We start from the raw sequence: 22,405 nt of genomic DNA on the forward strand, positions 1-22,405 counted from the left end.
GGATCAAAGTGCGTCCACCCATGCGATCGCTCAGCATCGCCCTGGCTTCGGCACTCGCCCTGACCGCCTGCTCGTCCGGCGGCGACGCGGAGGAGACCACGGCCGGTGCGGCCGCCTGCGCCCCGTCGTCCGGCCCGGTCACCCTGACCTACACCACCTGGATCCCCGGGATCGACAACGTGGTGAAGGTCTGGAACGAGAAGAACCCGAACATCCAGGTCAAGGTGCAGACCGGCCCGAACGGCAACGGCGGCACCTACGCCAACTTCTTCAACCAGCTCAAGGCCGGCAACGCCCCCGACCTGGGCCACATCGAGTACGACGCGCTGCCCAGCTTCCGCGTCCAGGACGGCCTCACGAACCTGGCCGACTGCTCGGAGGTGACCGCCGCCAAGGACCAGTTCGTCGACTGGACCTGGGGTCAGGTCACGTTCGGCGAGCAGAACTCGGTCTACGGCGTGCCGCAGGACGCCGGCCCGATGGCGCTGTTCTACCGCAAGGACCTGTTCGAGAAGAACAAGATCCCGGTGCCGACCACCTGGGACGAGTACGCCGCGGCCGCCGAGAAGGTGAAGGCCGCCGGTGGCTACATCACCAACTTCTCGCAGAGCGACATCAACCAGTTCGCCGGCTTCGCCTGGCAGGCCGGCGGCCGCTGGTTCGCCAACGACGGCACCAAGTGGACGGTCAACCTGCAGGACGAGGCCACCACCAAGGTCGCCAACTACTGGCAGGGCTTGATCGACAAGAAGCTGGTCTCCAGCGTTCCGCCGTGGACCACCGAGTGGGACAACGCGTACAACACCGGCCAGGCGTGGACCTGGACCTCCGCGGTGTGGGGCGCCAACTCGATCATGTCCGGTGCACCGGCCACCAAGGGCAAGTGGGCGGTCGCCCCGATGCCGCAGTGGACCGCCGGCGGCACCGTCGCCGGTAACTGGGGCGGCTCGGCCACCGCGGTGTTCAAGGGCTCGAAGCACCCGTACGAGGCCGCGAAGTTCGCTCTCTGGCTGAACACCTCCGAGGAGGCGCTGACGCTGCTCAACAAGGAGGCGCAGCTGTACCCGGCGACCAAGGCGGGCGCCAAGCTGCCGGCGCTGTCCGAGGGAGTCGAGTTCTACGGCGGTCAGAAGATCTACGATGTCTTCGCGACGGCCTCCACCCAGGTCGCGCCCGACTTCGTCTGGGGACCGACGATGACCAGCACCTACGCCACCGCTTCGGACAGCTTCAAGGGCGCCGTGTCCGGCTCCGGCACGCTGCTCGACGCGCTCAAGACCACTCAGACCAAGACGATCGAGAACCTGAAGTCCCAGGCCATCCCGGTCGCCGAATGACCGTGTTCCACCTGCGCGCCGCGGGCACCAGCCTTGTGCTGGACGCCCGCGGCGTTGCCGCGTCGATACTCCACTGGGGCCCGGACCTGGGCGGCCCGGACATTCCCGCCGATCTTTTCGTCCCGGCCGTGCCGCCGAGCTCGATCGACGTACCGCTGCGGTTGTCGCTTCTGCCCTCGCTCGCCGAGGGATGGACCGGGCGACCCGCGATGGAGGGCGGCCACTTCCGGACGGCCGAGGCCCAACTTCAAGATCAAACTATTTCGGTACGGGCTACGAGCACCGACGGCACGCAGGAGGTGTGCACGGAGCTGGGGATGTCCGAGCAGGGCGTCCTGCGACTGAGGCACCGCCTGACCAACCGTGGCGATGCCGAGCTGACCGTGCCGAACCTCGACATGCTGCTCCCCATCCCCGCCGAAGCCTCCGAACTGCTCGACTTCACCGGCCTGTGGTCGCACGAACGGCAGCCGCAGCGCGCTCCACTCCGGCACGGCGTGTGGAGCCGGGAAAGCCGGCACGGCCGCCCCGGCCACGACGACGCCTTCCTGATGGTCGCCGGTGAGCCCGGCTTCAGCTTCCGCAAGGGCCGCGTGTGGGCCGTCCACCTGGCCTGGAGCGGCGACAAGCGGATCTGGGCCGAACGGTCCGCACTCGGCTACCAGGTGCTCGGCGCCGGCGAACTGCTGGCCCCCGGCGAGATCCGGCTGGCGCCCGGTGACTCGTACGAGACGCCCTGGTTGATCGCGGTCCACTCGGACGCCGGACTCGACGGGCTCTCCGACCGCCTGCACCCGTGGCTCCGGTCGGCGTCCCCGGTGAAACTGCCTCGCCCGGTCGTGCTGAACACCTGGGAAGCCGTCTACTTCGACCACGACCTGCCCGCGCTGGAACGTCTCGCCGACGCGGCCGCCGAGGTCGGCGTCGAGCGTTTCGTCCTGGACGACGGCTGGTTCACCGGCCGCCGCGACGACAAGCGGGCCCTCGGCGACTGGCACGTCGACCCCGGCGTCTGGCCGGACGGGCTGCATCCGCTGATCTCCCACGTGCGCGAGCGTGGCATGGAGTTCGGCCTGTGGGTCGAACCCGAGATGATCAGCCCCGACTCGGCCCTGGCCGCCGCCCACCCCGACTGGATCCTCGGCCCTTCCGTCGCTCCCGGCAGCTCCGCCGGCCCCGGAGCCGCCGCCGGACCGACCTGGCGCTGGCAGCGGGTCCTCGACCTCACCAAAGCCTACGACTACCTGCTGGAACGCCTGACCGCACTGCTCACCGAGTACCCGATCACGTTCCTCAAGTGGGACCACAACCGCGACCTGCTCACCCCCGGCGCCGCGCACCGGCAGACCCGTGCCCTCTACCGGCTGCTGGCGGAACTGAAGGAGGCGTTCCCGCACGTCGAGATCGAGAGCTGCGCCTCCGGCGGTGCCCGTATCGACCTGGGCATCCTCCCGCTGATCGACCGGTTCTGGACCTCGGACACCAACGATCCGCTGGATCGGCAGTCCATCCAGCGCTGGACCGGGATCCTGATCCCGCCCGAATACCTGGGCGGTCATCTCGGTGCCGGCACCGCGCACGTCACCGGCCGCACGTCCGCGCTCGGGTTCCGCCTGGCCACCGCCCTGTTCGGCAGCGCCGGCATCGAATGGAACCTGACCACGGCCTCACCCGCCGAACGCGCCGACATCGCCGCGTGGATTGCCGAACACAAGCGCCTGCGCCCGCTGCTGCACTCCGGCCGTGTGGTCCGCGCCGACTCGCCCGACCCGGCCCACCTGCTGCACGGCGTGGTGGCCCAGGACCGCACCCACGCGGTGTTCGCCCTGGTGACAGTCGGTACCCCGGCCGCCGCCCTGCCCCCGCCGATCCGATTCCCCGGCCTGGACCCCGAACGCGACTACACGGTCCGCCCGATCGGCGCTCCGCCCCGCTACATGCAGGACGCCCCGCCCGCGTGGATGACGGCCGGCTCGGTCACGCTCCCGGGCCGTTTCCTCGCCGAGGCAGGCCTGCCCGCGCCGCTCCTGACCCCCGAACAGGCCCTCCTGCTCGAACTGTCCTAAACCCCAGCTGGACACCACCGCTGTCTCAGCTGCGCTGAGACAGCGGGTAGGGGCAGGTGGGGGTCAGGTGCCGCCGAAGCGTTCGGTGCGGATGCGTTTCGGGTCGTGGCCGAGAGCGACCAGAATGTCGGCGACCACCTCGACGAACGAGTCCGGGCCGCAGACGAAGCAGTCCGGCTGGAAGTCCGGCGGCCAGCCGTGCGTGTTGATCACGGCCACGTCCAGGCGCTTCACCGGGTGCGGCCACCCGTCGGGGGCGCGGCGCGTGTAGACGAAATGCACGTCGAGGCCGGGGTCCGAAATGGCGCGGCGGCGTAGTTCGTCGGCGTAGAGGGCGTCCTCGGGTGTCCGTACCGAATAGATCAACCGGAACGGCTGGCGACCCGCCTTCTGACCGCGTGCCCGGATCATCGCCATCAGCGGCACTATCCCGGACCCGCCGGCCACCAGCACCACGGGAGCCGCCGACGCGGAACGCCACACGAACCAGCCGCCGATCGGCCCGCGGATCTCGATCTGGTCGCCGGCCTCGACGACGTCGGTGAGGTACGGCGAGACCTCACCGTCCTCCAGCCGCTGCACCGAGATCTCCACGTGACCCGGCCCGGCCGACGCGATGGAGTAGCTGCGCTGGGCCTGGTAGCCGTCCTCGGCCGTGAGTCGGATGTCGATGTGCTGACCTGGAAGGTGGCCCGGCCAGCCGGGGACGTCCAGCACCAGGGTACGAGCCGAGCCCGTCTCCCACCGTGCCGACACGACCGTGGCCACCTGCCAGGTCAGTCTCCGTGATACCGCTGCTCGCGCCACGGGTCTCCGTACATGTGGTAGCCGGCGTCCTCCCAGAACCCGGGTTCGTCCTCGTGCATCATCCGCAGCCCGTCGACCCATTTCGCCGACTTCCAGAAGTACAGGTGCGGGACGATCAGCCGGGCTGGGCCGCCGTGCTCGGGGTGCAGGGGCTCGCCTTCGTACTCGTAGGCGATCCAGGCCTTGCCGTCGAGCAGGTCCTCGAGGGGGACGTTCGTGGTGTAGCCGCCGTAGCTGTGTGCCATCACGAAGTCGCCCGCGGTCTCCACGTCCTCGAAGAGCGTGTCGAGGGAGACGCCCTTCCACGTGGTGCCGAGTTTCGACCACTTGGTCACGCAGTGGATGTCGACCGTGATCTCCTCGGCCGGCAGGGCGGTGAACTCCGCCCAGTCCCACGTGTGCTTCTCGCCGGCCTCGGTGACGATGGTGAACTTCCACCGGTCGAGCGGGATCCGCGGTGTCGGCCCGGCGGAGAGCACCGGGAAGTCGTGCGCGAGGTACTGACCGGGCGGCAGGTCGGGCGACGGCTCTCGCCGCCGCCCGCCGAAACCCCGGGAGATGATGCTCATGGGGTACGAGTAAACCTCACGGCGCCACGAAAAAGCGTCAGAGCTTGACCGTGCCGCTGGTCACGCCCTGGACCGTCTTGGCCGCGGCCACCACCACGCGGTAACTGCCCGCGGCCAGACCGGTGATCTTGGTGCTGGACTTGACCGGAAGGGCCTTGACGGTCTTCCAGCCGCTGCCGGCCTTCCGCTGGAGCGTCATCTTCTGTCCGGCGGCACCGGCGGCCTTCACCGTGATCGTGCCCTTGGCCGACTTCTTGGCCGAGACCTGCGCCCGGACGGTGTAACCGACGCTGCCGGACACGGATTCGGCGACCTCGTTCTCGGCTACGGTGAGCCGCACCTGGAAAGCGCCGGTCGCGACGTGGTCGACGACGTAGTAGCCGTCCTCGTCGCCCTCCACCTCCTCGCAGTCCCAGCCGCCGCCGACCGAGACGCAGGCCTCGCCGGGCAGGCCGCCGATTCCTTCGCCGTCGACCGTGACCTGGAACTCGGTGCTGGTCTTGCTGCCGTAACCGACGAGCCCGCCCTCGTCGGCGGCGAGTTCCGGGGTGATGCGTTCCCCGTCGCCGCCGTCACCGCCGCCGCCGGCCGCCTCGATCGCGGCCGCGGCGTCGATCCGCCCGTACCCGAAGTCGGAGTCGAAGCCGTCGTCACCCAGATCGACGGCCGAGCTCTGGAGGGCCTTCTGGATGCCGTCCGGCGTGATGTCCGGCTGGACCGCCTTGATCAGCGCGGCCACCGCGGCGACGTGCGGCGACGCCATCGACGTGCCGTTGAGCTCGGCGTATCCGCCGCCGTCCTCGGAGAGTTCGGCGGGGTAGGTGCTGAGGATGCCGCTGCCGGGCGCGGCCACGTCCACGTACTCACCACGGTTGGAGTATTCGGCGACCTCGTCCCGCGCATCGGTGGCGGCGACCGCGATGACCCCGTCGAACGCGGCCGGGTAGCTGGTCGGGCTGCCGTCCTCGCGCTCGTTGCCGGCGGCTGCCACGACCGTGACGCCGTTCTCCACGGCGTAGGCGACGGCGGCCTCCTCGGCCTCGGTCGCGGTGTCCGACCCGAGCGACAGGTTGATGATCTGGGCGCCGTTGTCGGCGGCCCAGACGATGCCCTCGGCGGTGTCCGAGACGTACCCGCTGCCGTCGGCGTCCAGGACCCTGACCGGCAGGATCTTCGCACCCGGGGCGACTCCGGCGATGCCCTCACCGTTGCCGGCGACCGCCGCCACGATGCCGGCCACGTGGGTGCCGTGCCCGTTGCCGTCCCAGTCGCCGCCCTCGATGTCCTCGATGGCGTCGTATCCACCGAGGACCTGGCCGTCCAGGTCGGGGTGGACGCCGTCCACACCGGTGTCGACGACCGCGACCACCACGTCGGCCCCGGTGCTGCTCTCCCAGGCGGCCGGCATGCTGATCTTCTCGAGACCCCACTGCTGCTCGCTGTACTCGTCCTCCGACGACGCGCCGAGGGCCCGAACCGGGACGTCCACCTCGACGGCGACCGTGTTCTTCCGCGCGCGGGCGGTCTGGGCGATCCGGTTGGCGTGCGACTTGTCGGTGGCCTCCTGAACGGCGAAGACCGGGCGGCCGCTCGCGTCCAGGCTGGTCGTCACGATCCGGACCGGGGCGGCCGCGGAGACGGTGGCCGGCAGGGCCAGGCTGTACGAGACCGGGCTGAACGCCTGGCTCCCGGCGGGCAGCGCGAACGCCCCCAGAGCGGCGGCGGTGACCGCCGCGATCCCGACAGCGAGGAAGTTGCGCCGCACCGGCATCCGCATGTGGTTCCGCCCTTCGAAGCGGGCCGCCGTCCGTGGCGGCCCTGTTGCGACAAAGGTGGGGCCCGAGAAGTGCGAACCGGGCTCGGGGCGGGTGCAAGCCGGGTGCGACGGGTAGGGTCGGGATCATGCCGTTGACGGGTGAGTACGCTCCCAGCACTTCGGACTGGGCGCGCAAGCAGGCAGAGAAGTACGAGGCCACCGGCGGTGCCGAGGCCAACGACATCATGGGCAAGCCGATCATCGTGCTGACGAGTGTCGGCGCGAAGACCGGGCTGCTGCGCAAGACCGCGTTGATGCGGGTCGAGCACGGCGGGGAGTACGCGGTCGTCGGCTCGCTCGGTGGGGCGCCGAAACACCCGGTGTGGGTCCACAACTTGCGCAAGAACCCACGTGTCGAGCTTCAGGACGGCCCGCTCAAGCAGGACTACGTCGCCCGGGAACTCGAGGGCGAGGAGCGGCAGCTGTGGTGGGACCGGGCGGCGGCCGCCTTCCCGCAGTACAACGAGTACACGAAGAAGACCGACCGCGTCATCCCGGTCTTCCTCCTGACGCCGGCCTAACGGAGCTTCTTCTCCGAGGAGAGCGGTCCGTACGACTCCAGCAGTACCGGAGAACCCAGATGGGTGGAGATGGCGGCAGCCCAGTCGTCCGGCCGATACATCCGGCCGGGCCTGGCCTGCCGCAGCCGGGCGCCCAGACGCTCCTGGTGATCGAGGTCCCGCGCCGGACCCGGCTCGATCCGATCCCAGCCGCCCTCGTACGAGGTGCAGATCCGCAGGTCCGGGCAGAGTTCCGGGACGTCCAGGTGGGTGATCGCCAGAGCGTCGACGCCGCCGGCCACCTCCACGGCGTAACGATGCGCCACCGCGTCGAAGTGGCCGGTCCGGAAGGCGCCCTGCCACGGGTCCCGGCCGTTGTGCCGCTCGGGCAGGTCCAGCGTCCGGTCCTCGGTCACGAAGGGGCCGGCACCGTGCCGGGTCGTGTAGGTGCGGACCACCCCGAGCCGCCGCACCGAAGGGCAGAGCGCCAGCGCGTTGTCGAACGTCGTGGTCGACCAGGTCGTGTGCGGGTGCCAGCCGCGCCACTCGTCGAGCAGCACCCCTTGCGCGCCTTCGAAGACGCAATTGCCGGCGGCGAGAAGCCGGTCCGTGTACTCGCCGGAGACGATCCGGACCGTCTCCCCGAAAGCGGTGAACGCGTCCACCACGTCAGCAAGCGGGACCCCGCAGTCGCCGAGAGCGTCCCGCACCGCCGCGAGCCGTTGCCGCAGCCGCGACGGTGAGAGCACGTCCTTCACTCGCGGGGCGTCCGGGTGCTGCTCGGCGTACGCCATCGTCTCGCCCACGCCCATGCCGCACGAACCGTGCCGTTCCGCACCGCGCCCGGTCTCGTGCCGCCGGTTCGCGGCCCGATGCCACGGAGTGGCGAGCAGGGCATCCCCATCGACCGTCAGCAGGTGGAACGGGCTTCCCAGGGCTTTCGCCTCGCTCGCCAGGGCGAGCGGGTCGACCACCACGAACCGGGTCAGGTGGGTCGGGACGCCGCGCAGCGTGCCCGACCCGAACTGGGCGAACGTGTGATGCCGCCCCTCCTCGGTGATCACGTTGTGTGCGGCCTGCGCGCCCCCGTTGAACCGCAGCACCGCCCTGATCTCCTGGGAGGCGCAGAGGAAGTCGACCACCGTGCCCTTGCCGGCGTCGCCGTAACCGAGGTCGACGACAGCGATGTGCTCCGAGGTCACAGCCGCTGGTTCCCGCTGGGGCCGCCGGCGATCTCCAGCGCGGACCGCACCATCGACGGCCGCTGCAGCGGGGCCAGCGCCCGGCCGACCGAACCGCCGGCCCGCGAACCCACGTCGGTCAGGTCGGCGATGCCCTCGTCCAGGTCGATCGCGTCCTCACCGAGGCCGACCGTCAGCGCGATCGTCTCGCAGACCGCGTCCAGGTCGTCGAGTTCGAGCACGTTCTGCCCGAGCAGCTTGCGCCAGCGGGACAGCACCTCGCGGTCACCACTGTGGTGCGCTGCCGTCGGCAGGATGTAGTAGACCTCGTACTTGCGCTTGAGCTCGGCAAGGATCGCCTCGGTGCTGATCGGCTCGCTCAGGTCGTCGCCGATCACGGCCTTCACCTCGCGCGGCTTGACCCGCGGGTACGGCATCTCGTCGCCGATGATGAACAGGTATCCGCGCCGGCCCCGGTTCACCATCGAGTCCAGGATCGTGTGCCGGGCCATGAAGTAGAGCGCCAGCTCGTACGACTCGTGCTTCTGTCCGCCGCCGCCGCCCTCCAGGACGATCTTCGCGAGGTGGTCGTCCATCCGGTTGTCCGACTCGAACTGCCCGATCTGCAGCGGCGCCCGGTCGCAGGTGGCGTCGCCGATCGCCCCGAACATGATCTGCGGGTCGACCGCGTAGTTCTTGCGGGTCAGCAGGCCCAGCAGCTGCGGCAGCTTGGTCTGCAGCACCCGCGGCACGTTGCCCATCGAACCGGTCACGTCGAACAGCACCGCGATCGGCGTGCTGAACGGGTGCTCGTCGCTGTCGCGGCTCTCCCGCATGAACACGCCGTCCGGGTCCAGGTCCGGGTGAACCGTGCGGGCGCCCGAGTCGCTGTACGCGAAGGCACTCTTCCCGCTCGCCGCCCGATAGCTGGCGGCCGCCGAGTAGACGTCGGTGGACCAGTGTCCGCTTCCCATTTTGTCCTCCTAAGGAACGAACGGCCGGAATTTGCGGGGGCCGTAAAGCTGGTGGATGAGGTCGTCGAACTCGCCGAGCAGAACCCAGGCGTCCTGCGGCCGCATCCGCGGCGCGTCATACATGCAACCCGCGGCGAACCGCCGCAGCGAGACGGGGATCCGCGACCCGATCAGCCGCGTCATCAGCACCGTCGCCATGTAGATGTCAGTGGCGGGTCCGGCAGTGTGATCGTGGAGCACCTCCGGCGGATAGTGGGCGAGCCTCGCCTTCACTATCGCCTCCGGTCGATGCCCTGAATAGCACCAATCGACAAGAACCAGGCCGTGCTCCTCCGGATGGATCAGAACGTGCTCCGGAAGAATCGCCCCGTGGACCACGCCGGCCCGGTGCGCCCAGCCGATCGCGGTCAGCAGCCGCCGCCACATCCAGGCCGCGTCCCGCGGATCGATCTCACGGCGGATCTCGGCCAGGCTGATCATGCCGCGCTGGTTTTCCACGACGTTGATCCGGCGCCGCCGGCGCTGGTCGTCCTCGTGGACGAACGACTCGATCAGGCGCGGGGCGTAGGGGCGGAACCTCGGGTCGCCGTTGGCCCACAGCTTGCGCAGCGCGTTCGCCTCGGTCTCCATCAGGTCGCTGTCGCCCGGATTGCGCGGCACCTTGATCACCGCGGTGCCGTCCACGTACAGCTCGGCGATGTCGCCCTTCGCGAAAACCTTCCCCATGCGGTACGCCCGGCGGCGTCCCTGGATCACCAGGTCGTCCCTGTGTTCGGCCCGGACTTTGTAGAGTGCCGAGAGTTTCGCGAAGGCGTCCGTCGCGGTCGCGCGCTGCGACGGGCTCACGGCATCCGGGTGGACGAGCTTCGCCCATCTGCGGTACGAGGAACCTCCGGCCGCCCCGCCGCCGGTCAGGTCCGCGGAACTCCGCGCCACGCGGATCCGGGACACCGCTTGCTCGAACGTCATCGGTGCAGCCGCTCCGGCCCTGGCGCCGCCGGGCATGTGATTCTCGGTCTTGGCCGTCGTCTCGCTCATCGGCACGCGGTCCTCCCCGGTCGGACGTTCCCCTTGCCCGAGTCCTTCTAGGTGTGAGTATTTCTCCATCTGAGAACAACGTAGCGCGGTTGTGAATGCCCGTCAACGCCCTCGATGCCGGAGGTTCGGCCGGCCTTCCGGTGGCCGGCGGCGTATTCCGGCCTGCGCCTCGGGCCGGCCTGCCCGAACGGCAGGTCAGGGAAGGTCGAGAACGCGGCGCTCGGACAAGTCGGGAAGATGCCGGGCTGCGGTGACGAAGTCATTGCCGTCATGCAGGACGGTCAACCCGCCGACGGCGGCGCAGGCACAGATCAGAAGATCCACGCAGGAGAGCGCGCGATGCGCGCCAGCCCGCATCAGGCGGTACTGTGCCGAATCCATCCATTGCCAGGCGCTCTTGGGTACCGCGACATCCGGATAGAGGTCGGAAAACATCGAGGTCATCGCCTCGAATTCATCCCGTCCGCGAGCCGAGCGGCGGAACTCGGTGCGCTGCGGGCGGCACGATCCGATGGCATGGTCCGAGATGACGGCGGCCCATGCTTCCCGCAAGGCATCGTCCCGAAGGATCCGCCAGACCGCCGATGAATCGATCAGGTATCTGATCACTCGGTCGGTGCCTTGTCCGCGCGATGCAGTTCCTGCCAGCCTTCGTAGTCCCATCCTCGGGCGGCCGCCACGTGGTGGTCGAGCGCCGCGATCCGGCGATGACGGGCGGCATACTCACGAAGCGCCAGGTTGACCGTCTCCTTCTTGCTCTTCGCCCCGGACAGCCGCATCGCCTCAGCGAGCGCCTCGTCATCCAGATCGATCTGCGTGACGGCCATCGATCCTCCTGGTGGCGATGTTGGAGTAGGTAACACGTTACCAACATCGTCGGCCCGCTCACCCGTGCTGAGCGGGCCGCCCGTCGACGCGGATCCGGAGTGCGACGGCTCGCGGAAACCCGCTCATCTCACCGGTTCCTCCCTGGTGGGGCGGAGCAAGGCTGGGTGCAGCAGCCGGGCGTCACCGGCCCGGTAGAGCTTCGCCTTCGGCCCGCCCCGCTCCCCGCCTCTCGCCGTCGTCTCGCCGGTGCTCTCCACGAACCCCGGGACCGACAGCACCTTGCGGTGGAAATTGCCGGCGTGCAGTTCCTCGCCCCACACTGCGGCGTAGACCTGCCGAAGCTCACCGATCGTGAACTCGGGTCCGGTGAACGCGGTCGCCAGCGGCGTGTACTCGAGCTTCCCCCGCGCCCGTTCCAGCCCGTCGGCGAGGATCGTGTCGTGGTCGAACGCCAGGTCCTTGGCCTCGTCGACCGATACCCAGTAGGCGCGCGCGGCGTCACTGCCGGCGGTCGGCTCGGGCAGACTCGGAGCGAACGCCAGGTAGGCGACCGAGACGACGCGCATCCGGGGGTCGCGACCGGGATCCCCGTACGACCCGAGCTGTTCCAGATGAACCCGGTCCAGCTCTCCCGCGCCGGGGGTCAGGCCGGTCTCCTCAGCCAGCTCGCGCAGCGCCGCCGCATTCAGCGGCTCCTCCTTGACGAAGCCGCCGGGAAGGGCTCGGCGCCCGGCGAACGGCTGAGCGCCGCGCTCGACGAGAAGCACGCAGAGCCGCCCGTCGCGGATGGTCAGCGCCACCACGTCGACGGTCACCGCCACCGCCGCGTATTTCCGGGGGTCATATCCCGCCAGGAAGCTCGTCTCATCCATCGCTTCGTCCTTCTGGCTCAATCGTTCGCTTCGCCCGAGTGCATCTCAACCCGAGTCTTACTCAATATGAGGTGAACCTAGATCGCCAGGCCTGGGTCGTCAATCCCGCGCACGAGAAACCCGCCGTCTCGCGGCTGGCGAGGCGACGGGTCAATGGACGGAATCGGTCAGCTGTGCTCGTAGGTGAGGCAGTCGGCCTTGTCCGCCGAGGCGCCCACGGTAATTGCCGGAGCCTGACACTCGAGATCCTTGTTGTACTTGCAGTCGGCCCGCTTGCAGGCGCCGACCTGAGCGGTGGCGATACCCATTCCGCCCGAGAGCCCGGACCCCACGAATGTGCCGCACTCCGAGTTCACCTCACCGATAGTGATGGCGAACGCGGTGCAGCCGTCATGGTTGTAGCCACAGTCCGTGACGGTGCAGGTCTGGACGCGGGGCATGTTCATCATCTGGGTCACGACGGTTCTCCTCTGGCCAGGGTTACGATGCTCCGGAGAAATCTAACCATTATTTTGTGCTTCTACACGTTCTTGCCGGGACATTCTTAGAAAAGCAAGAATTGTTAGGCAAGGCTAAGTTTCGCTTTATTAGGTTAGCCATCCTTATATAAAACTGCCGCATATCTGCCGGCTGGGTGCGAGCGGTGAAGCACCTATCGACGCTCGTCGCAATCAAGACAGTCACTAATCGCTATTTTGCACCTTTTGGGCTGCTTAGGATGAGCTTCTGGAAGTCGGGTCCGTCCCGGGGCGGACCCGTCCGGCGGCGAATCATAAGGAACGATCATGAGCGAACCTGACGAAGACCTGACGAGGACCGCGGAATCGGCCAGGACGGGGAGCGGCCCACGGCGCAAGAAGGCGATAGCCGCAGCCGGCGCCTTGGCCGCACTGGCGGCCGGCGCCGGTGTGTTCATGGCTCTGGACGACGACCCGGCACGGCACGCGTCGCCGAAGGCCGCCAGCGAACCCGGTGAGAACGGGGAAATACGCGGCGGCGGCATTCCCGGGTCGGCCGGCGTGGAGGCGGTAGAGCCGGATGAGGCCGGCGAGAAGGCGAAGGCCCAGCCGGACAGCGCCAAGGAGCGCGTGGCTCGTGCGCAGAAGGCCGGTGCCGAACGTGGTGTGCCGGTCAAACGTCCCCTCCCGCAGAGCCTCACCGCCGTCGTGCCGGAAATCGACGTCAAGAAGATCGGTTCAGTCCAGAAAGGTGGGCAGGAGCTGCGCGTCGCTTCCGCTCGTGCTGATCTGACCGGGATGCGGGAACTGGCCTGGGTGGTCGGCTCCGGTGAGCCGTTCCGCTCCGTGCGGTGCTCCCAGACCTTCAAGCTGTCGAACGAGACGAAGCCGTCCAAGAAGCCGAACCTGCTGATCTGCTGGCGGACGAGCGCGGACAAGAGCGTCTACACCGTCATGGTGGACATCGACGGCGCACCGTCCAAGCAGAAGAGCGAGGCGGCGATCGCCAAGCGGTGGCGGCAGATGGAGTGAGGTGGGACGACAGTCGGGAATGGCCGCCTCCTGCCCGGGAGGCGGCCATTCCCAGGTTCGCGACCAATGAGACGCGGCCCGGAGTCGGAGCCTCCGGGCCGCTCGCTCACTGCTATTCAGGTGTCCGGCACCGAGGCGCCAGGTGGATCAGAACGGAGCCACCGTGAAGGTGGAGCCGCTGGAGGTGACGCTGGCGGTGCTGGCGTTGGCCGGGTCGGCGTCGCTGACCACGGTCACGTTGTAGGCACCAGCCGGAACCGCGTTGCTGGAGGCGACCTCGACCGAGCCTGCCACGATGGCCGTCGTGACCGGACGGGACAGCGTGACCGTGCTGCCGGACTCGTTCACGCCAGTGATGAAGGTGTCAGCGGCGAGGTTCGCATGGGCGATGTACGCGCCCACATCCGCAGCGCTGAACGAACCGGGCGAGGCGCTCAGCGAGGTGCCGTCCTGCGCGGCGTTGGAACCCGTGACGTTGCGTGTCGAGCCGATGTCGAACCCAGTCGTCGCGCCCGTTACCGAGGGCTCCTGCGAGAGGACGGCAGTCCGTTCGTCCAGGACATCAGTGATCACGGTGCCGACCGGGTAGTCGCCGGTTCCAGCCATGCTGATGGCCTTGCCGATGTCGGCCTTGGTGAAGTTGGCGTTCGCCGAGACGAGCTGGTACTGATCGTCCACCAGAGTGATGGCTTCGACGACCGTGCGGGCTCCGTTGGCGTTGGTGGTTTCGGTGCCGGCCGCGGTAAGTGCGTGAGCCAGATCAAGCGAGCACACCAGTTCGGTGTCACTCACCACCAGGACGTCGGTGCAGTCAGCGACCGCATTGACATTCGCCCGGTTCCCTGTGGTGACGTGCGCCGCGCCGTTCCACCGGCCGTGCACGAGGTAGACGTGCGCATCCGTGTTGGCGGCGTCGTTGAAGTTGTACTCCAGGAATCCGGTGCCCAGCACGTTGATGTCCTGAGCGATCGTGGTGTTGGGTGCAGTGTTCGGAATGACGGCGAGACTGTTCACATAGGTGAAGGCGCCGGAGAGCGTGGCTGTGCCGGACGCCGTCGTGATGTTGAGCGCCTTGCTTCCCAGGCTGTTGGGCGGGGTGACCGCGGTGAAGGTGGTCTCGTTCACCGGGGTGACCGTCAGCGGTGAACCGCCGAGCGTGGCCGTGATGGAGCCAGGAGTCGTCGGCAGGTTGGTGCCCTTGACGGTCATCGTCACGCCACCCAGCGGCGTGCCGGAGGACGGCGAGACGATCGTCAGTGTGGGCACCGCAGCGGCCGTGTAGGTGCCGGCGGCCAGCAGCCTTCCGGTCGTGGTGCTCGTCGAGCTGTAGAGGCAGATGCTGTAGGGGCCGTCACCGACATCCACGACGGCCGGCATGGTAACGGCGACCTTCGCGTTGGAGATCTTTCGGACGTCCGCAGCTTCGATGACACCGGGATCCACTGTCGTGTAGAGAGCGGGGCAGGGCGTCGCGGTCGTGGTCGTGGCCGGCGCGACCACCTCGGCGACCGGTTCTATACCGGTGAGGAAGGCGGTGGCACCGGTCAGTGTGACGGTCGCCAGCTCGGGGCCGACCGTGCTGCTCTGCGTCACCGCGCCGAGTGTCACCGAGTACGTCCCGACAGCGACGGGTGTTCCCGAGCCACCGCTCTCCGTGTAGACACACACGTTGAAGCCGGTGCCGTTAGGGCCACCCACGCCGGCCGGCACTGTGGCGGTGATCTGCGCCGCCGAGACCTTGGTGCTGGTCGCCGCGATGTTGGCCGGGTCCGTGTCGTTGGCGACCTGTCCACAACCCGTGGCGCTGGACGCGAAGGCGACAAATGGCGTGGCTGTGGTGAACAGCGACGTGACACCGGTCGGCGCGTTGATCGTGATGGTGTTGCCGCCGCCGCTCACGCCGCTCGTGGGCGTCACTGTGGCCGTCGGCGTCAGCACGAACTGCGTGGCGTCGTTGAGCACCGCGCTGGTGCCGACCGTCGTGCCGTTGTAGACACAGACGAAGTAGGGCTTCGGCAGGCTGCCGGTGTTGAGCGTCAGGCCGGACGGCACGGTGAACGACGCCGAGGTGGCGCTCAACTTGGTGGGGTTGGTCGCCGCGACGTTCGGCGCCGTGGTGTTGTACGTGCTGGGGCAGCTGGTGGCCGTGGTGAAGATGGCCCCCACGGTGGCGTTGGCGTTCGAGGTCAGGCCTTTGGCCACCACGGTCGAGCCGACCGGCCCGCCACCCGTAAGGCTGGTGAGCGGTGCGGCCAGGGCGGGCAGCTGGGTGCCGGCCATCGCGGTGACGACGGCACCGGTGACGAGCCCGGCCCCTACCAGCCGAGTTCGCCGTCGTTGCAGGGAGTTACGCATGCGAGGTCCTCCTACGGGTCCCTTGGACCGCGTTGCTTGGATTTAGTGGCTCGGCGCTCGAATGCGCGATGACGAGCCGTCTCGCCGTGAGCGTAACGTGGCTTTTGCAGCCAATAGGGCGAAGTGATTAATTTGAGTGTATTGCGGCTTTGTGTTTAAGCGATTGTTCGGGACCGGGTGATGAAAGCACCGGATTCCCTATAATCGCGACCGTTCGCCTGGCTTTCGGAGGGTGGTCGGCCGGGCTATCGGTGTTTCCATTTCCCTTCCGCAACTTCAGTAACATCTGCTCCGTGCGCGACGTTGTCGTGCGTTAATGAAGTCGCTGTCAGCTTTGGTGCTCGAACAGTGGTTCTGTCGCATTTGAATCATCCGAGCTTCGACCACTCATCGCGAATGATGGCTGCGACTGTCGAGGTATCGGGTTTGCGGTTCGGTGTCGCTGCCAGCGCCACCACGCTGCGGGTCTCGGACGTCCGCCAGCACAGGAGGACCCCGGCTCGTTCCTCGGCGGGGACGTCGGCGCTGAACCGGATCTTGCTGGTGCACCTGGTCCCGCCTTCGACGGGCCTGCCCTCATCCCCGGCGCGAAGCATCTCCGGCCCGCCCGACAGATCCCGTCCGGCGGTCGCGATGCGGATCGTTCCGTTCTTGATCTTCTGTGTCCGGACGTCGGCCGGTGCCGCGGCTCCGGTGCTCAGCGGCCGCATCAGTGCGACCCCGTCGGCCTCGGCTGATCGGCGTGCTTCGGCGATCTCCTTGCGGACATCCTCGGCGGACCTGGCCCGGCCCGGCGTGGGCTCGGGCTCCCTGGCACCCTTCGTGTCCTTCGGTGCCGCCTTTGCTGTGCCCGTGCGGTCCGCCGCCGGGGCCGCCGGAGCCGCCGAGAGCTCCGCCGCGGACGTTGGCTGACTCCCCACGTCCGGCTCAATGGGACGGGCCGCCTCGATCTCCCGGGCGGGTGGGTCGTTATCGCTCATGAGCCACGTGGTGGTCCCGTAGGCTCCGGAACCGAGAATCGCCGCCACGCCGAGCACCCCCGCGATCTGTTTGCTCCGCGGCCACGGGCGATGCCCAGCGGCCGGGTTTCGTCCGGCGCCGGCATCGTCATGCCCGTCGTCGATCATCCTGATCCCCCTTCGAGTCCCGGTTGCGGGTGCCGGTCGAGTAGTGGCTCCGCTACCCATGGTTCCAAGGTGAAAGCCGTGCCGGGCTGAATCAGGTGAGGACAATCCTGAGAGTTTGCCGAGACCGGTACTCGGCCGGGCCGTTGTATCGCCGGCCCGGCGTCCCGGTTCGACTCCTTGTCGGCTTCCGCGTTCCCGAAGTGCGGTGTAGCGCGGATTGCTAATGTTTGGCACGTGAGTGCGGGTGCGCCGAACGAGTCCGGCGTGCTCGGCGCCCGGCGGTTCCGCGTGTCGATTCCACGACTGTGACATCCGCCAGTTCCGCGGTTGAAGATGCTGTGGCCTCCCGGGAAAAACATCGCTGATAAACCTTTGAGGAGATTTCTGTGTTCTATTCCCGTGCCCTGCGAGCGGTCGGTATGGCGGGCATTCTGCTCGTCGCGGCGGCCCCCGCACCGGCGGCCGCATCGACCACTCAGGATGTGGCGTTCGCGCAGGCGGCGCACCAGAACAATCTGGCCGAGGTGGCCGCCGGGAAGGTCGCCTTCAGGAAGTCGAAGGACCCGGTCGTGAAGGAACTGGCCGCCACCTTCATGCGTGACCACATCCGGATGGACGCGGAGCTCGCCCGCACCGCACGGAAGCTCGAGATCCACCTGCCCGCCACGCCCAGCGACGAACAGCAGGCGCTTGTCCGGCGTTATGAGGCAGCCGGCGCGGACACCTTCGACGAGTACTACATCTCCACCCAGCTGGTCGCCCATCGGGAGGCCCACGAGCTGGCCGCCACGCAGGCCGAGAAGGGCGCCGATCCGGCTCTGCGGAACCTCGCCGAGAAGGCCACCGGAGTCATCGACGGGCATCGGGACCTGCTGAGGGCGGCAGCGGTGTCGGAGGGCATGGCGGGATACGTCGAGGCCTCGGGGCGTGCACCGCGTGATTGATCCCCGGGCCACCAGCGGGTGAGCCCATCGCAGAACGAACCCAGTGAAGCTCTTCTCCGGCCTCGTGCCTCCCGGCGCGGGGCCGGATGCTGCTACCCGGCCGCAACCAAGCGAAAGATAAGCGTCCCGGCGCTCCGGCCGATGTTCGTCCCCGACCGCAAGGGGAGGGACTCCGGGGATGAAGGTTCAGCTGCTCCGTTACGCCGCCGGGGCGGTGGCGGCGGGTGCGCTCGCCGCTGTCGGTGTGTATGTGCTGCCGACCGGCACCGCCGCATGGCAGCCGGTCACCTACGGGCTCACCCGAACCGCTGAGGAGCTGGTCCCGGCGACCGTCTCGGTGGCGGCGCCGGCCCGGGTGGTCAGTACCAAGGTCGGCCGCGACGGGAAACCGGTGGTCAGCGTCAAGGAGGCCACCGACCGGGCCGCCACCGCGAAGCTGATCAAGGACGGTCAGCAGGCGGACGGTGCGGTCAGTGTGGAGATCGACACCCCGGTGTACGCGCTGGGCGTACCCACCGGATCGGATCCTTATCGGTCTCAGCAGTGGGACCTCGCCAAGATGCGGGTGGCCGAGGGCTGGCAGAAGTCGACCGGCAGCGGGGTGACCGTCGCCGTCATCGACACGGGTGTGGACTCGTCGCACCCGGACCTGGCGGCGAACGTGCTCCGCGGCTACGACGCGGTCGCGAACCGGGCCGGCGTCATCACCGACGGCAACGGGCACGGTACGCACGTGGCGGGCACCATCGCGGCCGTGACCGGCAACAACGCCGGCGTCTCGGCGGTGGCTCCGGATGCTCGGATCCTGCCGGTCAAGGTGCTCTCCGACAACGGCAGCGGCTACTCGTCGGACACGGCCGAGGGGATCGTCTGGGCCGCCGACAACGGCGCCAAGGTGATCAACATGTCGCTGGGCGGGCCGTCGAGGAGCACGGCGGTCAGCAACGCGATCGCGTACGCGCGCAGCAAGGGCGTCACCGTGGTGGCGGCGGCCGGCAACGAGCGCCAGTCCGGCAGCCCGACCTCGTACCCGGGCGCTGACCAGGGTGTGATCGCGGTTGCCGCGACCACCTCGGCCGACGGTATCGCCTCCTACTCGAACGCCGGCAGCTACGTCGATGTCGCCGCTCCCGGTAGCGGCATTCTCAGCACGTACCCGATGAGGCTCGGAAATGGATATGCCTCGCTGAACGGAACCTCGATGGCCTCGCCGCACGTTGCGGCGGTCGCTGCGCTGCTCAAGGCCTATCAGCCGCTGCTGACGCCGGACCAGATCGAGGCCGCCCTGGAGAAGTCCGCGGTCGACCTCGGCACGAGGGGCTTCGACAGCGACTACGGCAACGGGCGGGTCGACGCCGCCGCGGCACTCACCGTGGTCACGCCGCCGACGACTCCGCCGACCACGGCGCCGACGACTCCGTCCACCGCGCCGACGACTCCGTCCACCGCGCCGCCGACCCCGACCACCGCGCCGACGACGAGCCCGGCTCCGAGCGGCAGCACCCCGGCCGCCCCGAAGCTCACCCCGCTCATCACCACGAACGTGACGACCCGCGAGGTGGCCTACGGAACCAGGGTTTCGGTCACGTTCACCGTCCGGGTCGGCGGCAAGAGCCTCAACCGGAAGCCGGTACGCCTCTGCGTCGCCGAAACCGGCAGCGAGGCCGTCTGCACCGAGACGACGACCGGTGCCACCGGGTCCGTGGTGCTCACGCGCACCGCTACGGCCGGTTTCAAGGTCCACGCCGAGGTCGCCGAGACCGCGACGACGAACGCTGCCAGGTCGGCGACGTCGACGTTCACGGTCCGGGCGAAGGTGACGCTCGCGCGCACCGCCAAGGGCGTGATGACGGTGGCGTTGCTCGGCGCCGCCGGACAGACCGTGCAGGTCCAGCAGTACGCGAACCGCGCCTGGCAGAACGTCGGCGAGTACACCGCGGCGCCGATGACGAGGGTGAGCGGCCTGATCCCCGGGCAGCGATACCGGGTGGTGGTGCCGGACACCGCCGCGATCCTGGGGACGGCAAGCATCCCGATCACCGCTTGAGAGCCGGGACCGCTGCGAGATGGCAAAGGTCGGACACCCGCTCCCCAGCCGCAACCACCGGAAGAATCAACGCCGGACTGACATCGCCGATCTCCTTCCCGAAGACGTACGGGGAGGGACATCAATGGTGAAGGTCAGACTGCTCCGATCCGCTGCTGGCGCGGTGGCGGCAGGCGTGCTCGCGGCGGTCGGTGTCTACGCGCTGCCGACCGGGTCAGCCGGATGGGAGCCGATCACCTACGGCCTGACGCAGGACCCGGGGACGCTGCTGCCGCCCGTCGTCTCGCAGACGCGACCGGCCCGGGTCGTCAGCACCACGGTCGGTGCGGACGGCAAGCCGGTGGTCCGCGTCAAGGAGGCCACCGACCGGGACGTCGCCGTCGAGCTGATCAAGGACGGGCAGCAGGCGGACGGTGCGGTCAGTGTCGAGATCGACGCGCGGGTGCACGCCCTGGGCGCCCCGACCGGGCCGGACCCGCTGCGCTCCCGGCAGTGGAGCCTGGCGACGATGCGGGTGGCCGAGGCCTGGCCGGTGTCGACGGGCGAGGGTGTCATCGTCGCCGTGATCGACACGGGCGTCGACTCGCAACACCCGGACCTGGCGGCGAACGTGCTGAGCGGCTACGACGCGACCACGGACGCACCCGGCGAGAGCACCGACGTGCATGGGCACGGCACCCATGTGGCCGGCACGATCGCGTCGGTGACCGGCAACAACGCCGGCGTCACGGCGGTCGCGCCGGACGTGCGGATCCTGCCGGTGAAGGCACTGTCCGACGACGGCAGCGGCCACATGTCGGACGCCGCCGAGGGCGTCGTCTGGGCAGCCGGTAACGGCGCCCAGGTGATCAACATGTCGCTCGGCGGGCCGGAGCGGAGTGCCGCTCTCAGCAATGCCATCGCCTACGCGCGAAGCATGGGTGTCACCGTGATCGCGGCGGCCGGCAACGAGCGTACGGAGGGGAGCCCGGTCTCGTATCCGGGTGCCGACGAAGGTGTGATCGCGGTGGCGGCGACCACGGCGTCCGACACGGTCGCCTACTACTCCAACGCCGGCGACTACGTGGACGTGGCCGCGCCGGGCAGCGGGATCATCAGCACCTATCCGGTGGCGCGCGGGTCGTACGCCTCGTCCAGCGGCACGTCGATGGCGTCGCCGCACGTCGCGGCCACCGCCGCGCTGCTCAAGGCATACCAGCCGGCGCTGACGCCGGATCAGATCGAGGACGCCCTGGAGCGGTCCGCCGTCGACCTGGGTACTCCCGGCTTCGACATCGACCACGGGTACGGGCGCGTCGACGCTGTCGCCGCGCTGGCCGCGGTCACCCCGGTCATCGAGCCGCCCACGGTCGACCCGACCACGGAGACGCCCACGGCTGAGCCGACGACGGAGGCGCCCACGGTTGACCCGACCACGGAGACGCCTACGGCTGAGCCGACTACGGAGGCGCCCACGGTTGACCCGACGACGGAGACGCCTACGGCTGAGCCGACGACGGAGACGCCTACGGCTGAGCCGACCACGGAGACGCCCACGGCTGACCCGACCACGGAGGCTCCTACGGTTGAGCCGACGACGGCGGTGCCCACGGTTGAGCCCACCACAGCAGTGCCCACGGTTGAGCCCACGACGGCGGCACCCACGGTTGACCCGACGACGGAGGCGCCCATGGTGCCGCCGGTGACGGACGTACCCGTGGCGCGGCCGACCATGGACGTGCCTGCCGCCGCTCCGCCGAGGGAGGCGCCCAACACAGCCCCGACGACGGCCCCCACCATGGGTGCCCCCACCACGAGCGCGCCGGCCACCGCTCCGACGGCCGGCCCCACGGTCGGGCCGACGGTGAACCCGACGCCGACCAGCACCCCCGCGCCGATGCTCAACCCGGTGGTCACCGCGAACGTGCGGAACTTGGAGGTGACCTACGGGACGAGAACGTCGGTCCGGTTCGCCGTCCGGGTGTCCGGCGTGGCCGCGGCTCGCCAGCCGGTTCGGATCTGCGTGTCCACGGGTGGCGCTCCGGTCACCTGCACCACCGCCATGACCGGTGCCGACGGTGCCGTGACGGTGTGGCGTACCGCGACCGCCGGGTTCCGGGTCCACGCCGAGGTCGCCGCCACCCGGACCACCAACGGCGCGACGTCGACGGTCGCGACGTTCACGGTGCGGGCGAAGGTCGCCGTCAAACGGACCGCCAAGGGCGCGATCACCGTGAAGCTGACCGGCGCCACCGGGCAGACCGTGCGGGTCCAGCGGTATGTGAACCACACCTGGCGAACCGTCCACTCGGTCAAGGCCAAGCCTGAGATGACGGTACGGGGACTCATCCGTGGCCAGCGCTACCGGGTGGTCGTGCCGGACACCGCCACGGTCCTGGGGGTGACCGGCACCGCGATCACCGCTTGAGAAGTCCGTAATCGCTGCTCCGGATCGGCAACGGTCGGACACCCGTG

The 22,405-nt window shown here is 69.1% G+C and carries 19 protein-coding genes; 7 read left to right on the plus strand and 12 right to left on the minus strand.

Annotated features, from left to right (window positions below; translation table 11 throughout):
* Positions 1 to 20: 20 nt before the first annotated feature.
* Together AB0G04_RS19530 and AB0G04_RS19535 are read left to right on the plus strand one after the other, a co-directional pair.
* A complete protein-coding gene (locus tag AB0G04_RS19530; protein WP_360984123.1) occupies positions 21 to 1,337 on the plus strand; it encodes an extracellular solute-binding protein in 1,317 nt (438 codons plus the stop codon).
* Complete coding sequence (locus AB0G04_RS19535; RefSeq protein WP_360984126.1) at positions 1,334 to 3,403, plus strand: alpha-galactosidase; 2,070 nt, start codon at positions 1,334 to 1,336, stop codon at positions 3,401 to 3,403. The genes AB0G04_RS19530 and AB0G04_RS19535 overlap by 4 nt, the downstream gene beginning before the upstream one ends.
* Positions 3,404 to 3,466: 63 nt before the next feature.
* Here the strand turns inward: AB0G04_RS19535 and AB0G04_RS19540 are convergent, their stop codons facing one another.
* Genes AB0G04_RS19540 through AB0G04_RS19550 form a run of 3 tightly spaced genes read right to left on the minus strand, consistent with a single transcriptional unit; the run spans position 3,467 to position 6,556 of the window.
* Positions 3,467 to 4,210 (minus strand): ferredoxin reductase, encoded by a 744-nt coding sequence (locus AB0G04_RS19540; protein ID WP_360984129.1) that lies wholly within the window; start codon positions 4,208 to 4,210, stop codon positions 3,467 to 3,469.
* A complete protein-coding gene (locus AB0G04_RS19545) occupies positions 4,180 to 4,779 on the minus strand; it encodes a sulfite oxidase-like oxidoreductase (RefSeq protein WP_360984132.1) in 600 nt (199 codons plus the stop codon). Before AB0G04_RS19545 ends, AB0G04_RS19540 begins: the two co-directional genes overlap by 31 nt.
* 37 nt (positions 4,780 to 4,816) lie before the next feature.
* On the minus strand, positions 4,817 to 6,556 hold the full coding sequence (locus AB0G04_RS19550) for a S8 family serine peptidase (RefSeq protein ID WP_360984135.1): 1,740 nt from the start codon (positions 6,554 to 6,556) through the stop codon (positions 4,817 to 4,819).
* Between the two features lie 125 nt (positions 6,557 to 6,681).
* Between AB0G04_RS19550 and AB0G04_RS19555 the strand changes: the two genes are divergently transcribed.
* A complete protein-coding gene (locus AB0G04_RS19555) occupies positions 6,682 to 7,116 on the plus strand; it encodes a nitroreductase family deazaflavin-dependent oxidoreductase (RefSeq protein ID WP_360984138.1) in 435 nt (144 codons plus the stop codon).
* Here the strand turns inward: AB0G04_RS19555 and AB0G04_RS19560 are convergent.
* The 7 genes from AB0G04_RS19560 to AB0G04_RS19590 all read right to left on the minus strand — a co-directional run bounded on the left by AB0G04_RS19560 (position 7,113) and on the right by AB0G04_RS19590 (position 12,446).
* The gene (locus AB0G04_RS19560; protein WP_360984141.1) at positions 7,113 to 8,297 is read right to left on the minus strand and encodes an adenylosuccinate synthetase; all 1,185 of its coding nucleotides are present in this window, start codon (positions 8,295 to 8,297) and stop codon (positions 7,113 to 7,115) included. The genes AB0G04_RS19555 and AB0G04_RS19560 overlap by 4 nt on opposite strands.
* On the minus strand, positions 8,294 to 9,250 hold the full coding sequence (locus tag AB0G04_RS19565; protein ID WP_360984144.1) for a hypothetical protein: 957 nt from the start codon (positions 9,248 to 9,250) through the stop codon (positions 8,294 to 8,296). Before AB0G04_RS19565 ends, AB0G04_RS19560 begins: the two co-directional genes overlap by 4 nt.
* A gap of 9 nt (positions 9,251 to 9,259) precedes the next feature.
* Positions 9,260 to 10,288: a molecular chaperone DnaJ gene (locus AB0G04_RS19570; RefSeq protein WP_360984147.1), complete on the minus strand. Its 1,029-nt coding sequence runs from the start codon at positions 10,286 to 10,288 to the stop codon at positions 9,260 to 9,262.
* 195 nt (positions 10,289 to 10,483) lie between these two features.
* The gene (locus AB0G04_RS19575; protein ID WP_360984150.1) at positions 10,484 to 10,897 is read right to left on the minus strand and encodes a PIN domain-containing protein; all 414 of its coding nucleotides are present in this window, start codon (positions 10,895 to 10,897) and stop codon (positions 10,484 to 10,486) included.
* Complete coding sequence (locus AB0G04_RS19580; protein WP_360984153.1) at positions 10,894 to 11,115, minus strand: type II toxin-antitoxin system VapB family antitoxin; 222 nt, start codon at positions 11,113 to 11,115, stop codon at positions 10,894 to 10,896. The genes AB0G04_RS19575 and AB0G04_RS19580 overlap by 4 nt, the downstream gene beginning before the upstream one ends.
* Before the next feature lie 123 nt (positions 11,116 to 11,238).
* Entirely contained in the window at positions 11,239 to 11,988 is a 750-nt protein-coding gene (locus AB0G04_RS19585) for an NUDIX domain-containing protein (RefSeq protein WP_360984156.1), read from the minus strand.
* 167 nt (positions 11,989 to 12,155) lie between these two features.
* Positions 12,156 to 12,446: a DUF1540 domain-containing protein gene (locus tag AB0G04_RS19590; RefSeq protein WP_106323506.1), complete on the minus strand. Its 291-nt coding sequence runs from the start codon at positions 12,444 to 12,446 to the stop codon at positions 12,156 to 12,158.
* A 327-nt stretch (positions 12,447 to 12,773) separates the two neighbouring features.
* Between AB0G04_RS19590 and AB0G04_RS19595 the strand changes: the two genes are divergently transcribed.
* Positions 12,774 to 13,478 (plus strand): hypothetical protein, encoded by a 705-nt coding sequence (locus AB0G04_RS19595; protein ID WP_360984160.1) that lies wholly within the window; start codon positions 12,774 to 12,776, stop codon positions 13,476 to 13,478.
* 147 nt (positions 13,479 to 13,625) lie between these two features.
* Here the strand turns inward: AB0G04_RS19595 and AB0G04_RS19600 are convergent, their stop codons facing one another.
* Together AB0G04_RS19600 and AB0G04_RS19605 are read right to left on the minus strand one after the other, a co-directional pair.
* Positions 13,626 to 15,833, minus strand: coding sequence for an IPT/TIG domain-containing protein (locus AB0G04_RS19600; RefSeq protein WP_360984163.1), 2,208 nt, complete (start codon positions 15,831 to 15,833; stop codon positions 13,626 to 13,628).
* A 368-nt stretch (positions 15,834 to 16,201) separates the two neighbouring features.
* Complete coding sequence (locus AB0G04_RS19605) at positions 16,202 to 16,813, minus strand: hypothetical protein (RefSeq protein WP_360984166.1); 612 nt, start codon at positions 16,811 to 16,813, stop codon at positions 16,202 to 16,204.
* Between the two features lie 533 nt (positions 16,814 to 17,346).
* Here AB0G04_RS19605 and AB0G04_RS19610 point away from each other — a divergent pair.
* The 3 genes from AB0G04_RS19610 to AB0G04_RS19620 all read left to right on the plus strand — a co-directional run bounded on the left by AB0G04_RS19610 (position 17,347) and on the right by AB0G04_RS19620 (position 22,358).
* Positions 17,347 to 17,904, plus strand: coding sequence for a DUF4142 domain-containing protein (locus AB0G04_RS19610; RefSeq protein ID WP_360984169.1), 558 nt, complete (start codon positions 17,347 to 17,349; stop codon positions 17,902 to 17,904).
* A gap of 178 nt (positions 17,905 to 18,082) precedes the next feature.
* The gene (locus tag AB0G04_RS19615) at positions 18,083 to 19,951 is read left to right on the plus strand and encodes a S8 family peptidase (protein ID WP_360984172.1); all 1,869 of its coding nucleotides are present in this window, start codon (positions 18,083 to 18,085) and stop codon (positions 19,949 to 19,951) included.
* Between the two features lie 124 nt (positions 19,952 to 20,075).
* A complete protein-coding gene (locus tag AB0G04_RS19620) occupies positions 20,076 to 22,358 on the plus strand; it encodes a S8 family serine peptidase (RefSeq protein ID WP_360984175.1) in 2,283 nt (760 codons plus the stop codon).
* Positions 22,359 to 22,405: the final 47 nt, after the last annotated feature.

The organism is Actinoplanes sp. NPDC023801, from assembly GCF_040639655.1.
Lineage (GTDB): Bacteria > Actinomycetota > Actinomycetes > Mycobacteriales > Micromonosporaceae > Actinoplanes.

Bases quoted from the DNA above. Each gene is read 5' to 3' on its own strand.
- AB0G04_RS19570 (WP_360984147.1), bottom strand. From the start codon at position 10,288: ATGAGCGAGACGACGGCCAAGACCGAGAATCACATGCCCGGCGGCGCC.
- AB0G04_RS19580 (WP_360984153.1), bottom strand. From the start codon at position 11,115: ATGGCCGTCACGCAGATCGATCTGGATGACGAGGCGCTCGCTGAGGCG.
- AB0G04_RS19535 (WP_360984126.1), top strand. From the start codon at position 1,334: ATGACCGTGTTCCACCTGCGCGCCGCGGGCACCAGCCTTGTGCTGGAC.
- AB0G04_RS19615 (WP_360984172.1), top strand. From the start codon at position 18,083: ATGAAGGTTCAGCTGCTCCGTTACGCCGCCGGGGCGGTGGCGGCGGGT.
- AB0G04_RS19595 (WP_360984160.1), top strand. From the start codon at position 12,774: ATGAGCGAACCTGACGAAGACCTGACGAGGACCGCGGAATCGGCCAGG.
- AB0G04_RS19585 (WP_360984156.1), bottom strand. From the start codon at position 11,988: ATGGATGAGACGAGCTTCCTGGCGGGATATGACCCCCGGAAATACGCG.
- AB0G04_RS19550 (WP_360984135.1), bottom strand. From the start codon at position 6,556: ATGCGGATGCCGGTGCGGCGCAACTTCCTCGCTGTCGGGATCGCGGCG.
- AB0G04_RS19600 (WP_360984163.1), bottom strand. From the start codon at position 15,833: ATGCGTAACTCCCTGCAACGACGGCGAACTCGGCTGGTAGGGGCCGGG.
- AB0G04_RS19530 (WP_360984123.1), top strand. From the start codon at position 21: ATGCGATCGCTCAGCATCGCCCTGGCTTCGGCACTCGCCCTGACCGCC.
- AB0G04_RS19555 (WP_360984138.1), top strand. From the start codon at position 6,682: ATGCCGTTGACGGGTGAGTACGCTCCCAGCACTTCGGACTGGGCGCGC.
- AB0G04_RS19620 (WP_360984175.1), top strand. From the start codon at position 20,076: ATGGTGAAGGTCAGACTGCTCCGATCCGCTGCTGGCGCGGTGGCGGCA.
- AB0G04_RS19565 (WP_360984144.1), bottom strand. From the start codon at position 9,250: ATGGGAAGCGGACACTGGTCCACCGACGTCTACTCGGCGGCCGCCAGC.
- AB0G04_RS19605 (WP_360984166.1), bottom strand. From the start codon at position 16,813: ATGAGCGATAACGACCCACCCGCCCGGGAGATCGAGGCGGCCCGTCCC.
- AB0G04_RS19545 (WP_360984132.1), bottom strand. From the start codon at position 4,779: ATGAGCATCATCTCCCGGGGTTTCGGCGGGCGGCGGCGAGAGCCGTCG.